The following is a 19,387-nucleotide window of genomic DNA, read 5'->3' as shown; positions in this document are numbered from 1 at the left end:
GCTCAGCTGCGGCGGACGGCGCGGAAGGGCAGGTCGCGGTCGATCTCGGGTTCCTTGGGCAGGCCGAGGACGCGTTCGGCGATGATCGTGCGCTGGATCTGGTCGGTGCCGCCGCCGATGGAGGTGAAGAACGCGTTGAGCGCCAGGAAGTTCACGTCGTCGGCGACCGGGTTCGCGTCCCCGGCGAGCAGGGTTTCCGGACCGGCGATGTCGGTGCGCAGGCGGGCTTCGGCGTGCAGGATGCCGGACATCGCGAGCTTTCCCAGCGACATCACCGAACTCGACGTGCCTTGTTCGGCGGCGGCTTTCGCCCGGGCGTTGTTCAGCGCGTTCAGTTCGCGCAGCGCGAGCACGGTGGCCAGGTTGTCGCGGATGACCGGGTCGGCGAGGCGGCCGCGTTCCCGGGCGAGCGCGACGAGGTCGTCGGCGATCGATCCGTGCCGCGACGCGCGTGCGCCGTCGCCCATGATCGAGCGTTCGTACGCCAGCGCGGTCTGCAGCACGCGCCAGCCCTTGCCCTCGTCGCCGACCAGGTAGTCAGCCAGGATTTCGACGTCGGTCAGGAAGACCTCGTTGAAGTGCGATTCGCCGGTGATCTGCACCAGCGGGCGGATGTCGACGCCGGGCTGGTGCATCGGCACGACGAAGTAGCTGAGGCCCTTGTGCTTCGGGACGTCCCAGTCGGTGCGCGCGATCAACAGCGCGTAGTCCGCGGTTTTCGCGCCGGACGTCCAGACTTTCTGGCCGTTGACGATCCAGCGGTCGCCGTCGCGGACCGCGGTCGTGCGCACGGCGGCGAGGTCCGAGCCCGCGCCGGGTTCGCTGTAGAACAGGCAGGTCCGGGACCGTTCGGTGAGGACGTCGCGCAGCAGGTCGTGCTTGAGTTTCTCGGTGCCGAACGCGAGGACCGTGTTGGCCGGGATGCTGTATTTGTCCTGACGGGCCCCGGGCGCGCCGGCCGACTCGAACTCGGCCGCGATCACGTCGGCGAGTTCGGCCGGCCAGGCGCGGCCGAACCACTCGACCGGCCAGGTCGGCACGGCGTACCCGGCGGCGACGACCTTTTCCAGCCAGGCAATGCGTTCCGGGGTGGTGCTCCAGCGGTCGGGAGCCGGCGCGAGCCCGGTCCATTCCGCGGCGAGCCACGCGCGGACTTCTTCGCGGAGCTGGTCGGCGCTGGTCATGTCAGGCTCCCTTCGAGACGAGGTAGCGCTCCCGGTGCAGGCGCGAGTTGCCGAACAGCTGCGCGCCGGAGCGGGCGCGGCGCAGGTACAGGTGCGCCGGGTGTTCCCAGGTGAAGCCGATTCCGCCGTGCATCTGGATCGCGGACAGGGCAACGGTTTCGTACGCTTCCGCGCAGGCGAATCCGGCGAGCGCGATCGCGCCCGGGCCGCCGTCGGCCGCGGCGTGGCGGGCGGCGGAGGTCGCGGATTCGACGTCCAGGAGGCGGTCCGCGGCGAGGTGCTTCATCGCCTGGAAACTGCCGATCGCGCGGCCGAACTGCACGCGGGTGTTGAGATATTCGACGGTTTTCTCAAAGATCTTACGGGCACCGCCCGCCTGTTCCCCGGCGAGCGCGACAGTGCTGAGGTCCAAGGCCTTTTGCACAGCCTCCCACCCCGCAGTGCCAACTCGCCGCGCTGGGGTATCAGCGAAGGTGAATTGGGATAGCCGTACGGTCGGGTCGAATACCTCCGCCGCGGTGCGGAGGAAACCGGGCGCCGCAGGGGCGACCTCGAAGACACCGAAACCGTCGTCAGTGCGCGCTACCACGAGAATGACGTCGGCGAGCTGGCCGAAGGTGACGTACGAAGCGGTCCCGGTGAGGGTTCCGTTCGCTTGCACAGCAACACCTTCGGGCGTCCAGCTTCCGGCAGGCCCGGTCACGGCGACGGTTCCGATGGAAGATCCGTCGGCTAGTCCGGGCAGCAGGCGGCGTTTGTCCTCTTCGGACCCAGCCGCGTCGATCAGGGTCGCGGTCAGCACCGAACTGGACAGGAACGGCGACGGCACCAGCGCCGCGCCGATTTCCTCCGAAACCGCTTCGAGTTCCTCCGCGCCCAGGCCGACTCCGCCGTGCTCCGTGGCGATCAGCAGACCGGGCAACCCCAGGTCGGCCAGTTGTTTCCACAGCTCCGGGTCGTAGCCGGAGTCCGTCGCCATCACGCGGCGCACGTCGGTCTCGGTGCAGCGGTCCGCGAGCAGGTCGCGCACCGCCTCCCGCAGCTGTTCGGTTTCCGCGGCGCTGATCGCCATCGCCGGACCGCCTTTCCCGTCGTCGGGTCCCGATTCCCATGCTGGGTGCGGAAAACCGCGATGTACATCACGGATTCCGACACCGGCAGGTTTCCGGAAGGGACATCAGGGCACGTGTCGCGGCCGCTCATCTGCCGGTGTCCCGACCGGTCGTTTACGCCGCGTCAGCGGGATGCGAACGTGGAGGGGCGACCACCGGTCGGGAACGGAGTGCGAAGATGACGAGCAGGCGGGAGACCCCGGCGCGGCGGAGGGCGGCGATCGCCGGTCTCGGGCTCACTGAGCTGGGGAAAGTCTACGGTCCGAGCGCGCGGCAGTTCGCCGCGCAGGCCGTCCGGCGGGCCGCCGCGGACGCCGGGATCGGGCTGTCGGACATCGACGGGCTGCTGGTGTCCGCCGGCACGACGCCCGGAGTCGACCTGAGCCTGCAAGTCGACTTGGGACTGCGAGACCTGCGGCTTTTCACCCAGATGCAGGCGTTCGGCTCGACGGCGGGCGCGATGGTGCAGTACGCCGCGATGGCCGTCGAAGCGGGCATGGCCGACACCGTGGCCTGCGTGTTCGCGGACGCGCCGCTGCAGCAGGGCAAGGCGACCGGCGCGGCCTACGGCGGCCGGCGCACGACCCCGACCGGCTGGGGAAGCCTGCTGGGCTCCAGCGGTTTCGCCGGACCGAACTCGTTCTACGCGCTCGCCGCGCGACGGCATATGAAGACTTACGGCACCACGAGCGAACAACTCGGCGCGATCGCGGTCGCGCAGCGCGCGTGGGCGGCGAAGAACCCGCTGGCACAGCTGCGCGACCCGATCACGCTGGCCGACCACCAAGCGTCGCGGTTCATCGCGGAACCGTTCCACCTGCTGGACTGCTGCCTGGTGTCGAACGGCGGCGCCGCGGTGATCGTGACGTCGGCGGAGCGCGCGGCAACGATGGCCCAGCCCGCGGTCCAGGTGCTCGGCTGGGGACAAGCCCACCCCGGGAATTCCTTCCGCCGCAACGACAATCTCGGTCTCGTGAGCGGCGCGGCGCAGTCCGGTCCGGCGGCGATGGAGATGGCCGGAGTGACCGTCGACGACATCGACGTCGCCGAGATCTACGACTGCTACACCTTCACCGCACTGCTCACCCTGGAGGACTACGGGTTCTGCGGCAAGGGCGAAGGCGGCGAGTTCGTCGCGACGCCGGGCATGCTCGGCCCGGACGGCAAGCTCGCGGTGAACACCGGCGGCGGCCAGCTGTCGTCCTACTATCTGTGGGGCATGACGCCGCTGTCCGAGGCGATCATCCAGGCGCGCGGCCAGGGCGGCGAACGCCAGGTACCGAAGCACGACACCGTGCTGGTTTCCGGCAACGGCGGCATTCTGGACCACCACAGCACGCTCGTGCTCGGAACGGAGGGATGACAGTGCGGATCAACCCGGTCGCCCGCGACGAGGAGTCCGCGGCGTTCTTCGACGGCGCCGCGGTCGGAGAATTCCGGCTGCTGCGGCGGCGCAGCACCGGCGAGTACCTGGACCCGCGCACGGTCCCGGACCCCGACGACGATCTGGAGTGGACGGCCGCCGCCGGAACCGGCACGGTGGTGTCGTGGTCGGTGGTGCACAAGCGGGCGCGCGACGGCGGCGAGCCGGAGCGCGTGGTCGTCGGCATCGTGGAGCTGGCCGAGGGACCGTGGTGGTGGTGCCGGCTCGACGCCGACCCGGACGCGGACCTCTGGCAGCTGCCGGTGCGGGCGGTGTTCGTGCCCTCCGGACCCGAACCTGACCACGAGAAGGTGCCGGTCTTCGCGCCGGCGGAGGAGGCAGACCATGCCCGATGACGCTCCGGCCGCGCTGGTCGAACAACGCGGACACGTCCTGGTCGTCACGCTCAACCGGCCGCACGCGATGAACGCGGTCAACGCCGAGCTGAGCGAACTCGTCGGCACCGCGCTGGAACGGGCCGAGCAGGACCCGGAAACGCGCGTCGTGGTGCTGACCGGCGCGGGGGAGCGGGCGTTCTGCGCCGGAGCCGACCTGAAAGCCGTGTCGCGAGGCGAATCGCTCGCCGCGCCCGGCCACGAGGAATGGGGCTTCGCCGGATACGTGCGGCACCCGATCTCGAAGCCGACCATCGCCGCGGTCAACGGATTCGCCCTCGGCGGCGGTACCGAACTCGCGCTGGCCAGCGACCTGGTGGTGGCGGCCGAATCGGCGAAATTCGGGCTGCCCGAAGTGAAGCGCGGCCTCTTCGCCGCGGCGGGCGGCGTCTTCCGGCTGCCGCGGCAGATCCCGCGGAAAATCGCGATGGAGATGATGTTCACCGGCGAACCCCTGGACGCCGCCCGCGCGGCGACGCTCGGCCTGGTGAACCACGTGGTCCCGGACGCCGACGTGCTCGCCGAAGCGCTGGCGCTGGCGGAGAAGATCGCCGCGAACGCTCCGCTGGCGGTGCAGGCCAGCAAACGCGTGGCACTGAGCATTGTGGACGGTGCGATCGCGGCCGAGGACAGCGATTGGGACAACACGCGCGAGAACGCTGTCGGGGTCATGACGAGCGAGGACGTCCGGGAGGGGACGGTGGCGTTCGTCGAGAAGCGTGCGCCGGTTTGGCAGGCCAAGTAAGCGCTCCGCACCCGAGAGAACACGCTCTGTCCGCCCCAAGCCCGTGATCGTCCGTGAAGGGCTCCTTGAGGGAATCAGATTCCCTCAAGGAGCCCATCACGGACATCGGGCAACGCCGCCCCGCGGGTGTCGGGATCGTGGCAGACTCGGCGGATGCGCGGGTGGGGGGCGACGCCGTGGACGCGGGCGCCGAAAACGGGGTGGCGGCAACCAGCGGTCGTCGTGGCCGCGATCGCGGCGGCGGTGCTCGTCGCGTTGCCCGCCGCGGCCGTCGCGTTGTTCCTGTCCTCGGCCGGGAACGCGACGCTGCACGACCAGGTCAACCGGGCGTGTCAGTGGGCGGTCGGGGCGGAGTGGACCGGCGGGCTGCCGATGTCGCAGCCGTATCCGGGTGCCACTGGACCGACCGGGAAGGCCCTCGACGACGCCCGGCTCGCGCTTGCCCGCGACGCGGCTCGCCAGGTGCCGCGGCTGTCCGGGGTGCCTTCGACGCTCACCAGCTCCGCGAAGGTCGACCCGGTCCGGCCGGGCTCGCCGAATCCGGAACAGTCCGCGATGTGGCTGGTCTACCAGGACGATTTCGCCGCCCACCTGCAGGTCCTGGAGGGCGGCAAGGGCCAGGGGATCTGGGTGTCGAGCCAGTTCGCGCGGGCGCGCGGCCTGCACGCGGGCGACCAGGTGGCGGTGCAGGGCGGCTGGAGCCCGAAGACCGGCGTGCTGCCGGGCGCCCCGGCGGCGACGATGCCGGTCGCCGCGGTGTACCGGGACCTGCGCGAGCTGCCGGACCAGCCGTTCTGGTGCCATCTGCAGCCGCTGTACCGGCCCAAACCGCTGAGCGAGGCTCCGGTGTTCCCGGTGGCGTTCGTGTCGCGGGACGCGCTGTTCGGGCTGACCCCTGCCGATTCGGGCGTCGGCAGCTTCCTCGCGGCCTCGGTCGACCCCGACGGGCTGACCACGGCGAACGCACCCGAGACGATCGCCGGGCTGGAGAAGGTGCGAGCGCGCACCGAAAACACCCCGGAGTTGTTCGCTCAGCGCGGCCGGATGCAGTTCACGTCGTCGCTGCGCGGCATCGCGGACCGGGCGGACCAGGTCGTATCCTCGCTCGCCGCGACGGTCGTGCCGATCGGCGTCGCCGGGTCGCTGACCGGGCTGGTCATTTCGGCGACGGTCGGGTCGTTCTGGGTCGAACGCCGCCGGGCCGAGCTGGCCGTGCTGTCCGCGCGCGGGGCGGGGCCGGGCTCGCTGGCCGGGAAAGCATTGCTGGAGCTGGGGTCCATCGCGCTGCTCGGCGCCGTCGGCGGCTGGTTCGCCGCGCGCGGGCTGGTCCGCGCGCTGGGGCCGAGCCCGCTGGTGACGCCGTCCGCGCTCGGCTGGTCGATCGGCGGCGCGGCGGTCGCGTTCCTCGCGACCCTCGCCGGGATCGCCGGTTCGGTCGTCTTCCGCACCCGGGCGCTGTTCGACGCGCGCCGGTCGCGGATCCGGCATCTGCCGTGGGAAATCCTCCCGCTGGTCGCCGCGGCGGCCTGCTATTTCGCGCTCGGCGACGGCACGCAGACCGGGCTCGGCCAGGCCGGTTCGGTCGCGCGGATCCCGCCGCGGCTGATCGTCGTGCCGTTGCTGCTGGTGCTGGGCCTGGCGATGCTGGCGACCCGGATCGTGCGGCTGGCCTTGCCCCGGGTGCGCGCGGTGCGGCGCGAGCGGGCAGTGGCGTTCCTGGCCTGGCGACGGCTCGCCTCCGCGCCTGCCGCGGCGGCCGTGCTGGTCGGGGCGACCGCGGTCCCGGTGGCGTTGTCGCTCTTCGCCACCACCGTCACCGGCTCCGTCCAGCGCACGCTCGACGACGAGGGCCAGCTCGTGGTGGGCTCGGACGTCGTGGTGCAGTTGACCGGCCCCGCCGCGCTCCCGGCCGGCCTCAGTGGACAGTCCACATTGGTCGATCGCTACGACTCGGCGTACCTGGGCGCCAAGACGGTGAACGTGCTCGGCGTCGACCCGGCGACGTTCGGCTCCGCCGCGTCCTGGGACGAGCACTTCAGCGGGCCGACGCTGTCCGATCTGCTCGACCAGATGTCCGGCGACACCGCGGTCGGCATCCTCGCCGGGGTCCCGGACACACCCGAGCAGGCGACGTTGAGCATCGGGGGCAAAGACCTGCCGCTGCGCGTCGTCACGGTGGCGCAGCTGCCGGGAAAGAGCGCCGGGTTCCCGGAATTGCTGCTGCGCAAGGACGTTCTCGCCAAGTTCGCCGGAGAGAGCGTGCACCGCGAGCTGTGGGCGCGCGGCGACCCGGCGCAGGTGCTGCCGGAACTGGGCAAAGCCGGGATTCCGGCCGGGACGGCGAGCCGCGCGGTCGACGTCACCGCGCACGGCGTTTACGGCGGAGTCACTTACACCTTCGCGTTCTTGACCGCGGTGTCCGCTTTGGTCGGTGTGGTAGTCCTAATTGGACTGTTGCTGTATCTCAACGCCCGGGCTCGTGCGCGCCGCGGTGCGTATGTCCTCTTGCGACGGATGGGCATCACCTCGGGTGCGCATTGGCGAGCGCTCGCGTACGAGGTCGGCGGGCTGCTGGCGGCCGGATTCGCGGTGGGCGTCGGATTCGCGGCGGTGGCGGTCTCGGTGACCTGCGAAGGCTACGACCTCGATCCGGCGACGCCGCCGGGCACGGTGATCCCGGTGCCGTGGGGGCCGGGCGGGCGATTGCTGCTCGCGGCGGTGGTCGTCGCGCTCGTCGTTGCTTATGCGGCCCAGCGGGCGGCTGCGCGGGCCCTGCCTTCGGAGGTGCTGCGTGACACTGCCTGATGCCGTCCGGGGCACCGGATTGACGCACCGCTACCGTACCGCGGGTCGTTCGCTGACCGCTCTGCACGAGGTGTCGATCGCCGCCGCGCACGGCCGGATCACCGCGTTGGTCGGCCCGTCCGGCTCGGGCAAATCGACCTTGCTGCGGTTGCTGGCCTGCCTGGAACGTCCGGACGAGGGCCGGGTCGAGGTCGGCGGCACGGACGTCACCGCGCTGTCCGCGCGAGCGCGCCGGGCGGTGCGGCGGCGACGGATCGGTTACGTATTCCAGAATCCCGTCGACAACCTGCTGGATTACCTGACGGTGCAAGAACACCTGGAACTGGCGGCGAAAATGCGCGGCACCGGTCTTTCCCTGGCCTTGCTGGAGCGGCTGGGCCTGGACCACCGCCGCGGCCACCGCCCGCGCCAGCTCTCCGGCGGCGAACAGCAGCGAACCGCCCTCGCCTTCGCCGCGGTCGGCGACCCGGACGCGGTGCTGGCGGACGAACCGACCGCCCAGCTGGACCGTGCCTCGGCGCGATTGGTCGCGGAGGCTTTCCGCACGCTGGCGGACGCCGGGCAGACCGTCGTAGTCGCGACGCACGACCCGGTGCTGGCCGAGGCGGCGGACGACGTGGTGGAACTCGTGGACGGGAGAGTCCGGTGAGCGTGCTGCTCAGCGTGTCCGACGTGAGCCGTTCCCACGGCGGGACGCCCGTGCTGCGGCACACGAGCCTGGACCTGACGGCGGGGGAGCTGGTCGCGCTGACCGGTCCGTCGGGGTCGGGAAAAAGCACGTTGCTGATGATCGCGGGCGGCTGGGACCGGCCGGACAGCGGCACGGTGACGGCGCACCCGCCGATGCCGGACGTGCCGGTTTCGCAGCAGCCGTGGCACGCGCTGGCTTTCGTGCCGCAGTCGATCGCGCTGTTCGAGGAACTGACGGTCGCGGACAATCTCGCGTTCGCCGCGCGGACCGCCGCGGACCCGCCGGATCGGGCGAAGCTACTGGAAACGCTGGACCTGGCGAAACTGGCGGACCGGCTGCCGAGCGAGGTTTCGCGCGGGGAACAGCAGCGGGGCGCGGTGGCGCGGGCTCTGGCGGCGGGTCCGCTGGTGCTGCTGGCGGACGAGCCGACGTCGCACCAGGACCGCGCGCACGCGGGGACGGTGCTGACGGCGTTGCGCCGGGCAGCGGATCGCGGGACGGCGGTGCTGGTGGCGTCCCACGATCCGCTGCTGGCCGAGCACGCGGACCGGGCGGTGCCGGTCGGCGAGTGAGTCAGTCCACTTTGGACGGGTGCCGCGCGAGGGCGGTCACCTGGATGTCCATGTACGGGAACAGCGGCAGACCGGACAGGATCCGGTGCAGCTCGTCGTGGTCCGCGACGTCGAGCACCGAGAAGTTCGCGTACTCCCCGGCGATCCGCCAGATCTGCGGCCATTTCCCGCTGCGCTGCAGCTGCTGGCTGTACTCCTTCTCGCGCGCGATGAGGGCGTCGCGGACCGCCGGGTCCAGGTCCGGGGGAAGGCGGACGTCCATCCGCACGTGGTAAAGCATGGGTCTCCTGCCGGATCGGGCCGAATCAGAGGGCCGGGTCGAGGACGAAGCCGTATTCGATGGCCTCGCCGTTCTCCGCGGGCTTGGGGTCGAGCAGCAGTTCCGGCTTCACCGCGGACGCGATGTCGTCGTCATTGTGCTCGTCGCCCGGGAAGTACAGCTGCGCGGTGAGCAGTTCGTGGCCCGGCGCGGACACCTTGACGTGCAGGTGCGCCGGACGCCAGGCGTGCCAGCCCGCCGCCGCGATGAGTTTGCCGCAGGCGCCGTCGGTCGGGATCTGGTACGGCGCGGGCCGCACGGTGTGGATTTCGAAGCGGCCTTCGTCGTCGGTGGTGAAGGTGCCGCGCAGGTTCCACTCCGGGATGCCCGGCGCGAACTGCGAGTACAGGCCGTCGGCGTCCGCGTGCCAGAGTTCGACCTTCGCGCCGCCCAGGGCCGCGCCGGTGGTCGAGGTGACCTGTCCGGTCCAGACCAGCGGGGTGCCCGGCTCGTTCTCCCGCGTCGGGATCGTGCCGCGCGCGCCCTGCTCGGGGGCGTCCGGCACGTAGTACGGGCCTTCGATGGTGCCCTTGTTGCCCTTGCGGTGCTCGGTGGCGACCTCTTCGACGACGTGCTCGACCCAGACGTCCAGGAACAGCGGCCATTCGCCGTCCTCGCCGACGCTGATCAGCCACGACTTCAGCGCGTTGTACTCGTCGTAGGTCACCTTGTGCTTGCGGATCGTCGCGTGCACGGCCTCCAGCACCTCGCGGGCGAGCAGGCTGACCCGTTCCTTCGGGGTGCCCGCGACGCCGGCGAGCTTGTCGCTCTTGAACCGTTCGGTGGCGTTGGCTCCGGACGCGGCGGCGGTGGGGGAATGCGTGGCGGTCATGAATCCTCCTTGATCCATCGGGGGTTTCCGGCTCAGCGGTCTTGCCGGTAGTGCCGGAGCTTGCCGGGGTCGAGTGCGGCGCCGAGGCCGGCGCCGGGGCGGATGGCCAGTTCGCCGTCCGCGATGCGGAGCGGTTCGGCGAGCAGGTCGTCGGTCATGTCGAGGAAGTTGGACAGTTCGCCGGGACGGCGCGACGTCAGCTCGTACGCGGATCCGAACGCGACAGTGCACAGTGAACCGAGCTGGCCGTCGATCTGGTTGCCCATCACCACTTCCAGCCCGAGGCCTTCCGCGAGGTGGTGCGTGCGCTGCGAACGCGTGAACCCGGTGCGGGCGGTCTTGATGCTGATCGCGGTGGCCGAGCCGCCGAGGATCTCGCGGGTCACGTCGGCCGGGGTCACCGCGGATTCGTCGGCGATGAACGGAATGTCCAAACGCGACACGAGCCAGCGGCGGCCGAGGACGTCGTCGGCGGGGCACAGCTCCTCGGCGAACAGCAGGTCGAGGTCGGCCATTTCCCGCATCGCACGAGCGGATTCCGCGGCCGTCCAGCCGCGGTTGCCGTCCACGTACAGATCGACCTCGGCGCCGAACCGCTCCCGCAAGGCGCGAACCACCGCGGTGTCCAGGGAAACCGGGCGGCGGCCGACCTTCACCTTGAACGTCGTGATGCCGTAGCTGTCGCGGATCCGCTCCGCCTCGGCGACCATCGCGGCCGGCTCGTCGAAGCCGAGCATGTGCGACACCTTCATGCGGTCGGTGTAGCCGCCGAGCAGTTCGGTGACCGAGACGTCGAGGCTCTGCCCCAGCGCGTCCCAGATCGCCATGTCCAAAGCGGACTTCGCGGCCGGATTCCCGACCGTGCGGGAAAGCCGCGCGTGCACCGTCTCGCGTTCGAGCAGGCTCAGTCCCACCACCTGCGGGGCGAACACGGTCTCCAGCACGGCCACGATCCCGGCTTGCGTTTCGCCGTAGGTGAACGGCCGCGGCGGCGCTTCGGCCACGCCGACGATGCCGTCGTCGGTGTGCACGCGAACCAGCACGTGCTCGGCCGTGTGCACCTCGCCGGACGCGAAACGCAGCGGTTTGCGGTAGGGGATGGCGAACGGGATCGCCTCCACCCGGGTGATCTTCATCGTGTCCTCCCTGACACGGGCACTTCGACGGGGAACAGCTCGCCGAGCGCGTCGAGCACGGCCGGGACCAGTGCCGAGGCCCGGTCGCGGTGCCAGGCGAGCGCGAGCTGGACGGTGGCCGCCCCGGCGAGGTCGCGGAACACGACCCCGGCCAGCGGCAGCGCCCGCGCGGACGCGGGGACGACGCCGACGCCGAGTCCTCCGGCGACGAGGGCGAGCAGCACCGCGGTACCCGCGGCCTCGTGCTCGCGTTGCGGGGTGAATCCGGCGTCGCGGCAGCTGCGCAGGACCGCTTCGTTGACGACGGAATAGCTGGCCGGATAGGTGACGAACGCTTCGGCGCGCAGGTCGCTCATCGCCACGACCGGTTCCACCGCGAGCCGGTGGTCGGCCGGGACGGCGAGCACCAGCGGCTCGGTCTCGATGACGTGCAGGTCGAGGTCGCCGCCGGTGACCGGCGGGCGCAGCACGCCGATGTCGAGCGTGCCGTCGCGCAGCTGCGCGCACTGCTCGCCGGTGAGCAGGTCGGCGTGCACCTCGAGTTCGACCTCGGGCAGCCGGTGCTGCAGCGCGCGGGCGACCCGCGGCAGGTGCGACAGCGCGGCGGTGCCGGTGAAGCCGATCCGGGCGAGCCCTCGGCGGCCGTCGGCGATGCGCCGGGCTCCGCGCGCGCCCGCCTCGACGGCGTCGAGGATCCGCTGGGCCTCGCCGAGGAAGAAGCGGCCGGCCGGGGTGACCTGCACCTGCCGCGTCGTGCGGCTGAGCAGGGCGACGCCCAGCTCGTCCTCCAGCTGCCGGATCGCGTGCGAAAGCGCCGGCTGGGCGAGGTGCAGGCGTTCGGCGGCGCGGCCGAAGTGGCAGGTCTCGGCGACGGCGGCGAAGTACCGCAGGTGGCGCAGTTCCATCGGGCTGCCTCCTCACCGGCTCCTCGCGTGGTCTCGCTCACCGTAGGTTCCGGCATTGAGTGAAGACAAGGAGCGGTTTGCGTGCGATTGATAAACGGCATCGAATAATCCCACCCTAGGTCAGGACTGGGTCTTGCCCTGGTGTGGCTGCGGCCACGGACTGGCACAGTGCGGGAAACGCCCTGGTGGGGAGCCGATCAGTGCAGATCAGAGGCCCGTTGGAGGAGTCATGACCGACACGCTGGACCACGCCGCTTCCGTAGTCGCGGACGCGGTGGTCGAGGACCCGGAGGCGGGCGTCTACCGCGCGAACCGCCGGATCTTCACCGACGAGGAGATCTTCGAACTCGAGATGAAGCACATCTTCGAGGGCAACTGGATCTACCTCGCGCACGAAAGCCAGCTGCCGAACCCCGGCGACTACTTCACCACCACGATCGGCCGCCAGCCGGTCGTCCTCACGCGCGGCAAGGGCGGCGAACTGCATTGCCTGATCAACGCGTGCGCGCACCGCGGCGCGATGATCTGCCGGCGCAAACGCGACAACCGGCCGACGCTGACCTGCCCGTTCCACGGCTGGACCTTCCGCAACGACGGCAAGCTGCTGAAGGTCAAGGACCCGGACGGCGCGGGCTACCCGGAATCGTTCGACACCGACGGTTCGCACGACCTGACGAAGGTCGCCCGCTTCGAGTCCTACCGCGGGTTCCTGTTCGGCAGCCTCAACCCGGACGTCCTTCCGCTGGCCGAGCACCTCGGCGACGCCGCGAAGGTGATCGACATGCTCGTGGACCAGTCGCCGGACGGGCTGGAAGTACTGCGCGGGGCTTCCACGTATACCTACGACGGCAACTGGAAGGTCCAGGCGGAGAATGGCGCGGACGGCTACCACGTCACCGCGACGCACTGGAACTACGCGGCCACCACCGCCCGGCGCAACACCGGCGAATCGGCGAACGACACGAAGACGCTCGACGCCGGTTCGTGGGGCAAGTCCGGCGGCGGCTACTGGTCGTTCCCGCACGGGCACCTGTGCCTGTGGACCTGGGCGGGCAACCCGCAGGACCGGCCGCTGTGGCCGCGGATGGCGGAGCTGAAGGAGAAGTACGGCGACGCCAAGGGCGAGTTCATGGTGCGCGGGTCCCGGAATCTGTGCGTGTACCCCAACGTGTACCTGATGGACCAGTTCTCGACGCAGATCCGGCATTTCCGGCCGATCGCGCCGGACAAGACCGAGGTCACCATCTACTGCATCGCGCCGAAGGGCGAAAGCGCCGAATCGCGGGCGTGGCGGATCCGGCAGTACGAGGATTTCTTCAACGCTTCGGGAATGGCGACGCCGGACGACCTGGAGGAATTCCGGTCCTGTCAGCTCACTTTCCGCGCGACGGCCGCTCCTTGGAACGACATGAGCCGCGGGGCGCGGCATTGGCTCACCGGGCCGGACGAGGTCGCGTCGTCGCTCGGGCTCGACGGGGTCGTGTCCGCCGGGCAGAAGAACGAGGACGAGGGACTTTATCCGGTGCAGCACGGGTATTGGCAGGAAACGATGCGCGCGGCGATCGCCCGCGAGCAGGCCGTTCGAGGAGAAGCCCGATGACCGCCGCCGCCGAGAAGACCATCACCCAGCACGACGTCGAGCAATTCCTCTACCGCGAGGCGCGGTATCTGGACGACCGCGAGTTCGAGAAATGGCTGGAGTGCTACGCCGACGATGTCGTGTACTGGATGCCGTCCTGGGGAGACGACGATCTGCTCACCGAAGACCCGCAGCGCGACATTTCGCTGATCTACTACCCGAACAAGGGCGGGCTCGAGGACCGCGTGTTCCGGATCCGCACCGAACGGTCGAGCGCGACCTCCCTTCCGGAACCGCGGACCAGTCACAACATCACGAACGTCGAGCTGATCGAACGGCACGGCGACCTGGTGGACGTGCGGTTCAACTGGCACACGATGTATTTCCGCTATCACACGGTCGACCCGTATTACGGGACCTCGTTCTACACCGTCGATTTCTCCGGTGCTTCGCCGTTGATCCGGCGGAAGACCGTGGTGCTCAAGAACGACTACATCCACCACGTCGTCGACGTGTACCACTTCTGAGCGGAGGCGGTCATGAACCACCGGATCGCTCTGTCCTTTGAGGACGGTGTCACCCGCTTCGTCACCTGCGCGCCGGACCAGACCGTCGCGGACGCGTCGTACCGGCAGCGCATCAACATTCCGCTCGACTGCCGCGACGGCGCGTGCGGGACGTGCAAGGCGTTCTGCGAATCGGGGGAGTACGAGGGCGGGTCTTATCTCGAAGACGCGTTGAGCGCGGACGAGGCGGAGCGCGGTTATGTCTTGCCGTGCAGCATGAAGCCGAAGTCCGATCTGGTGTTGCAGATCGCGAGCACGTCAGCGGTCGCGAAGACGCAGGCTGCCGAACATCACGGCACTCTTGTCGCGCTGGACCGGCTTTCGCCGACGACAATGTCGTTGACGGTGGAGATCCGCGATCGCGACCGGCTGGCGTTTCTGCCCGGGCAGTACGTGAACATCACGGTGCCGGGCACGGAGGTCGCGCGCTCGTATTCGTTCAGCAACGCGCCCGACGACGAGCGGCTGACGTTCCTGGTGAAGCTCACGCCCGGCGGCGTCATGTCGGATTACCTGACCGGACGGGCGAAATCCGGGGACGAGCTGACGTTCACCGGTCCGCACGGGAGCTTCTTCCTGCGGGAGACGGACCGCCCGGTGCTGTTGCTGGCCGGAGGCACCGGACTCGCGCCGATTCTGTCCATTGTGCGCACTATGCGCGCTTCCGGCGCGACCCGGCCCGCCCATCTGGTGTACGGCGTGAGCACCGACGACGACCTGGTCGAGACGGAGACGCTGGAGAAGCTGGCGGCGGAGGTTCCCGGGCTGACCTGGGACTACTGCGTTTCCGATCCGGGAAGTGCCGCGCCGAACAAGGGTTACGTGACCACGCTGATCCGCGACGAGCACCTGCACGGCGGGGATGTCGCGGTCTACCTGTGCGGCCCGCCGCCGATGGTGGAGGCCGTCCGCGGGCACTTCGCGTCGGCCGGGTTCGAGCCGACCGGGTTCTACTACGAGAAGTTCGCGCTGGCGGCGCCAGCCCGCGCCCCGGAGATCCCCGTCGAGCCGGTTGCTCTGGCGCTGCCGGAACCCGAGCCGGAGCCGGAGTTTCTCGCGGGCCGCGCGCTGGCCGGGCAGGAGCTGTTCCCGGCGGTGGAGCTGACCCCGTTGCGGGCCGGACCGGCGCTGTCCGCGGTGGAGGAAGCCCGGGTCGCGCGCACGATCGCGGGCCAGGAAATGCTGCCCGCGTCCGACGAGCTGCCGGGCGAATACGAAATCGGCGAGGAACACCCGTCGGTCCATGAATCGGACGCCGTTTTCGAGGCTCGGCAGGCCCTCGAACTGGGTGCGGTCGAACTGACGATCGGGCGGTTGACCTCGGGCCAGCTCGCCGGATACCGCCTGCTCGCCGAGTCGACAGTGCCCTATGTGGACGGTGACCGGTTCCTGGACGCCGCTGCCTACACCGAAACCAACGCGGCGTTCCACGACTACCTGTTCACGCTCACCGGCAACGAACACCTGCTGCAGGCATATCAGGCGCTCGGCGTGAAAGGCCACATGGCCGAGACCCTGCGCAACGCGACCTGGTGCCATCCGCGCTGCACGCAGGACCACCTGGACCTGGTCGCCGCGTTCGAGTCCGGAGACCGGGCGACCGCGCGGCGGCTGGTGGCCGAGCACGCGGAACGGTCGAAGGCGACCACCCGGCGGGCGATGGGCGACCCGGCGGCGCGGCCGAAATTCCTGTCGCCGGGACGGTTCGCGGGCAAGGTCGTCGTGGTCACCGGGGCCGCGCAGGGGATCGGCGAGGCGACCGCCCGGCGGATCGCCGCGGAGGGCGGCGCGCTGGTGCTGGCCGACCGATCGGGCCTGGTCAGCGGCCTGGCCGACGAGCTGCCCGAGGCCGCGGCGGTGGTCGCCGACCTGGAGACGTGGGCGGGCGCGCAGGCGGTCGCGGAAGCCGCGCTGGCCCGGTTCGGGCGGATCGACGTGCTGGTCAACAACGTCGGCGGCGCGCTGCGGTTCAAGCCGTTCACCGAGTTCGGCCCGGACGAGATCGAGGCCGAACTCCGCCGGTCCCTGCTGACCACGCTGTTCTCCTGCCGGGCCGCGCTGCCGTCGATGGCGCAGCGGGGCGGCGGGGTGATCGTGAACGTCTCGTCGGCGGCCACTCGCGGCATCCACCGGATCCCGTACTCGGCGGCGAAGGGCGGGATCAACGCGCTGACCGCGTCGCTGGCCTTCGAGTACGCCGACGCGGGCATCCGCGTGGTCGCGACCGCGCCGGGCGGCACCGAGGCCCCGCCGCGGCGGATCCCGCGCGGCGGCCCCGATCCGGCCACCGACCAGGAACGGGAGTGGTTCCAGGCGCACATCGACCAGACTGTCGGTTCGTCATTGCTCAAGCGGTACGGCACCCTGGACGAGCAGGCCGCGGCGATCGCGTTCCTGGCCTCGGACGAGGCCTCGTACGTCACCGGCACCGTCCTGCCCGTCGCCGGGGGCGATCTCGGCTGACGGAGGCATCCGGCGAAACGGGGAGGACCGTGACGACCGCGGCGGAGGAGCTGGCCGGCCTGCTGTCCCGGGCGGGCCGCGCGGTGCTGCTGTGCGGACCCGCCGGGTGCGGGCGCACCACGCTGGCGCGGCGGGCCACCGACGCGTTCCCCGGGCCGGTGCTCCAGGCGACCGCGGCCGAGTGGGAGAGCGGCAGCGCGTTCGCCGTGCTGCGGCAGCTGTTCCCGGACTTGCCGACCGACGGCGGTCCGCTCTCGGTCGCCGGCCGGATCGCGGCGGAACTGGTGCCCGGGACGTTGCTGGTGGTCGACGACGCGCAACTGGCCGATGTGGACTCGATGCGGACGCTGTCCTCGCTGCTGCGACACCATCCGGCGGTGCGGGCGACGGTGCTGCTCACCGCCGCGACCGGCGATTCTCGCGCTCGGGCGGACGTTCAGGAACTGCTCGCCCGGATGTCCGGCGACGAGGTGCGCGTGCCGCCGCTCGACGCCGCGGAAGTGTCCGAACTGGCCTCGGCGCGCGGTATCGCCCTGCATCCGACGATGGCCGAACGGTTGTGCCGGCACACGCTCGGCCGACCGCGGCATGTCGTGCAGCTGCTGACCGAGGTCCCGCGCGCGACCTGGGGCGGGTTCGATCCGAATCTGCCCGCACCGGCCGCGGTCGCCGCATCGGTCCGGGAACGGATCTCGCAGCTTTCCCCGGCGGCGGAACGGTTTGTCGCCGCCGCGGCGGTGCTGGGCGCCGGCGCGGCGGTGCGGTCGGTGGCGTCGCTGGCCGATCTCGACGGCGATCCGCTGCCGGTGCTGGACGAGGCGTGCGCGGCGCGGTTGGTCGAACTCGCGCCTCGCGGGCTCGCCGAAGTGGGGCCGCCGGATCCGATGGTGCGCGCGGCGGTGCTGACCGGGCTGGGGCCAGAGCGGCGCTCGACGTTGCAGCGGCGCGCGGCGGAACTGGTCGAGGACCCGGCGCGGAGCTTGCGGTTGCTGGTGGCGGCCAGCCCGGTGCCGGACGCGAGCGTCGCGGACCGCCTGGACGCGCTGGCGGTCGAGCGAGCCGCGGCGGGGGCGTGGGGGACGGCCGCGGTGCTGCTCAACGACGCTGGGCGGCTCACTGAAGACGCTGAGCTGCGGCAAGCTCGGATCACCCGCGCTGTCGACGCGTTGATCGGCGCTGGCGACGTGTTCCGGGCGGCAGCGCTTGCTCCGGAAGTCGAGAGCGTGCGAGAGACCCCGTTGCGCGACGCCGTGCTCGGCTATCTCGCCGTGGTGCGAGGCCGGGCCGCGGAAGCTGGCGGACGGCTGAGCCGGGCCTGGGATATCGTCAACGCCTCGCGAGATCCGGAGACGGCCGCGTTGATATGCCAGCGATATGTCCTTGATGCGCTGTGCCGGTACTCCGCGGAAGATCTCGTGCGGTGGGCGGACCGGGCCCTTGAGCTGGCGGTGCCGGAGACGCCGGCCGCGGTGGAGGCGGCGGCGATCCGGGGTCTCGGGCTTGCCGCTTCGGGGCGCGCCAAACAGGCTCGGCGGGATTACGCGCAGCTGGCGGACCGGATCCGGCACGGTGCGCAGGCGCAGCGGGTCGTCATGGCTCGCGGATGGCTGAACCTGCTCACCGATCGGATCGACGACGCGCGGGTGGATTTGGAAAGTGCCGTGCCCACCAGCTATTTGGGCGGTTCGGCGCGGATTTCCCTGTGGGCGCAAGCCTGGCTGGCGCGGACGCTGTTCCTGAGCGGGGAATGGGACGACGCGTTGCGCGTGGTCCGGGAAGCGCTCGCCTTGGTGGACCGGACCGGGATTGTGCTGACCGCGCCGTTGCTGCACTGGACTTCGGCTGCGGTGCATGCCTTGCGCGGCGATCCGGCGCGAGCGGAGGAGGCGTTGCTGGCGTGTGCTTCCGGGCCGCAGGACTACGAAATCATGCGGGTTCCCGCTTTGCTGGCCCGGGCCCAGGTCGCCGAGGCCGCCGCGGATTCCGCCGGGGTGCTGCGGGCGTTGCATCCGTTGACGCGGCTGTCGCTGCCTACCTCGGTAGACGAGCCGGGGCACTGGCCGTGGCATGATCTGTACGCGCATGCCTTGGTCCTCAGTGGACGGTCAGAGGAGGCGGACGCGTTTCTGGCTCCCCATGAACGGGCGGCGGGGAAACGGGAGCATGTTTCGGCGCGGGCTCGCCTCGCGGCCGCGCGGGGCCGCTTGCTCGGGGCGCGGAACGACCATGTCGGCGCGGTGGCGGCGTTCGACGCCGCGGTGGAGATGATCGGGTCGTTGCCGTTGCGGTACGACCAGGCCCGGATCGCGTTCGCGTATGGACAGACGTTGCGCCGGCTGGGACGGCGGGCTCGGGCGGACACGCAACTGGTCGCCGCGCGGGACGGGTTCGCGTCGATGGGTGCGGTGACCTATGTGGCGCGGTGCGAGCGGGAATTGCGGGCCGGTGGCGTGCATGTGCCGCGGGGCGGGGTGGATCGGTTGACGCCGCAGGAGGAGGCGGTGGCGCGGATGGTGGCGCGGGGGCAGTCGAATCGGGAGGTGGCCGCGGAGTTGTTTTTGTCGGTGAAGACGGTGCAGTACCACTTGACGCGGATTTACGCGAAGCTGGGGATCCGGGGGCGGACGGAGCTGGCGGTGTTGCGTTCCGGGGACGAGTGA

The 19,387-nt window shown here is 70.8% G+C and carries 16 protein-coding genes; 10 read left to right on the top strand and 6 right to left on the bottom strand.

Annotation, left to right across the window (positions count from 1 at the left end):
* Positions 1 to 2: 2 nt before the first annotated feature.
* Positions 3 to 1,184 carry an acyl-CoA dehydrogenase family protein gene (locus CU254_RS24185; protein ID WP_009080234.1) on the bottom strand — a complete coding sequence of 394 codons (1,182 nt, stop codon included), beginning with the start codon at positions 1,182 to 1,184 and terminating at the stop codon, positions 3 to 5.
* 1 nt (position 1,185) lies between these two features.
* On the bottom strand, positions 1,186 to 2,256 hold the full coding sequence (locus tag CU254_RS24180) for an acyl-CoA dehydrogenase family protein (RefSeq protein ID WP_009080231.1): 1,071 nt from the start codon (positions 2,254 to 2,256) through the stop codon (positions 1,186 to 1,188).
* A 218-nt stretch (positions 2,257 to 2,474) separates the two neighbouring features.
* Between CU254_RS24180 and CU254_RS24175 the strand changes: the two genes are divergently transcribed.
* From CU254_RS24175 to CU254_RS24150, 6 genes are all read left to right on the top strand, one after another.
* Positions 2,475 to 3,659, top strand: coding sequence for a thiolase family protein (locus CU254_RS24175; protein ID WP_009080229.1), 1,185 nt, complete (start codon positions 2,475 to 2,477; stop codon positions 3,657 to 3,659).
* The gene (locus CU254_RS24170; protein WP_086024903.1) at positions 3,656 to 4,075 is read left to right on the top strand and encodes a Zn-ribbon domain-containing OB-fold protein; all 420 of its coding nucleotides are present in this window, start codon (positions 3,656 to 3,658) and stop codon (positions 4,073 to 4,075) included. Before CU254_RS24175 ends, CU254_RS24170 begins: the two co-directional genes overlap by 4 nt.
* Positions 4,065 to 4,859 (top strand): crotonase/enoyl-CoA hydratase family protein, encoded by a 795-nt coding sequence (locus CU254_RS24165; RefSeq protein ID WP_009080226.1) that lies wholly within the window; start codon positions 4,065 to 4,067, stop codon positions 4,857 to 4,859. Before CU254_RS24170 ends, CU254_RS24165 begins: the two co-directional genes overlap by 11 nt.
* Before the next feature lie 153 nt (positions 4,860 to 5,012).
* Entirely contained in the window at positions 5,013 to 7,664 is a 2,652-nt protein-coding gene (locus CU254_RS24160; protein ID WP_107487932.1) for an FtsX-like permease family protein, read from the top strand.
* Positions 7,651 to 8,313: an ABC transporter ATP-binding protein gene (locus CU254_RS24155; RefSeq protein WP_050788263.1), complete on the top strand. Its 663-nt coding sequence runs from the start codon at positions 7,651 to 7,653 to the stop codon at positions 8,311 to 8,313. The genes CU254_RS24160 and CU254_RS24155 overlap by 14 nt, the downstream gene beginning before the upstream one ends.
* Complete coding sequence (locus CU254_RS24150; protein WP_009080222.1) at positions 8,310 to 8,927, top strand: ABC transporter ATP-binding protein; 618 nt, start codon at positions 8,310 to 8,312, stop codon at positions 8,925 to 8,927. Before CU254_RS24155 ends, CU254_RS24150 begins: the two co-directional genes overlap by 4 nt.
* Before the next feature lies 1 nt (position 8,928).
* On the opposite strand, the gene catC is transcribed toward CU254_RS24150, so the two are convergent.
* From catC to CU254_RS24130, 4 genes are read right to left on the bottom strand one after another with little or no spacing between them, the layout of a single operon-like run.
* Positions 8,929 to 9,207 carry a muconolactone Delta-isomerase gene (gene catC, locus CU254_RS24145; protein ID WP_009080220.1) on the bottom strand — a complete coding sequence of 93 codons (279 nt, stop codon included), beginning with the start codon at positions 9,205 to 9,207 and terminating at the stop codon, positions 8,929 to 8,931.
* A gap of 25 nt (positions 9,208 to 9,232) precedes the next feature.
* Entirely contained in the window at positions 9,233 to 10,078 is an 846-nt protein-coding gene (gene catA, locus CU254_RS24140) for a catechol 1,2-dioxygenase (protein ID WP_009080218.1), read from the bottom strand.
* Between the two features lie 32 nt (positions 10,079 to 10,110).
* Positions 10,111 to 11,214, bottom strand: coding sequence for a mandelate racemase/muconate lactonizing enzyme family protein (locus CU254_RS24135; protein ID WP_009080216.1), 1,104 nt, complete (start codon positions 11,212 to 11,214; stop codon positions 10,111 to 10,113).
* Positions 11,211 to 12,119: a LysR substrate-binding domain-containing protein gene (locus CU254_RS24130; RefSeq protein WP_009080214.1), complete on the bottom strand. Its 909-nt coding sequence runs from the start codon at positions 12,117 to 12,119 to the stop codon at positions 11,211 to 11,213. Before CU254_RS24130 ends, CU254_RS24135 begins: the two co-directional genes overlap by 4 nt.
* A gap of 229 nt (positions 12,120 to 12,348) precedes the next feature.
* On the opposite strand from CU254_RS24130, the gene benA reads away from it, so the two are divergent.
* The 4 genes from benA to CU254_RS24110 are packed head-to-tail and all read left to right on the top strand — an operon-like array spanning position 12,349 to position 19,387.
* Complete coding sequence (gene benA, locus CU254_RS24125; protein WP_009080212.1) at positions 12,349 to 13,719, top strand: benzoate 1,2-dioxygenase large subunit; 1,371 nt, start codon at positions 12,349 to 12,351, stop codon at positions 13,717 to 13,719.
* Positions 13,716 to 14,225 (top strand): benzoate 1,2-dioxygenase small subunit, encoded by a 510-nt coding sequence (gene benB, locus CU254_RS24120; RefSeq protein WP_009080210.1) that lies wholly within the window; start codon positions 13,716 to 13,718, stop codon positions 14,223 to 14,225. Before benA ends, benB begins: the two co-directional genes overlap by 4 nt.
* A gap of 12 nt (positions 14,226 to 14,237) precedes the next feature.
* Entirely contained in the window at positions 14,238 to 16,727 is a 2,490-nt protein-coding gene (benC, locus tag CU254_RS44300) for a benzoate 1,2-dioxygenase electron transfer component BenC (RefSeq protein ID WP_100266857.1), read from the top strand.
* A 29-nt stretch (positions 16,728 to 16,756) separates the two neighbouring features.
* Positions 16,757 to 19,387 (top strand): LuxR C-terminal-related transcriptional regulator, encoded by a 2,631-nt coding sequence (locus CU254_RS24110; RefSeq protein ID WP_037717840.1) that lies wholly within the window; start codon positions 16,757 to 16,759, stop codon positions 19,385 to 19,387.

The organism is Amycolatopsis sp. AA4 (assembly GCF_002796545.1).
GTDB lineage: Bacteria > Actinomycetota > Actinomycetes > Mycobacteriales > Pseudonocardiaceae > Amycolatopsis.
Note: the sequence above shows the minus strand (reverse complement) of the source record. Positions and strands in the feature narration are given on the sequence as shown.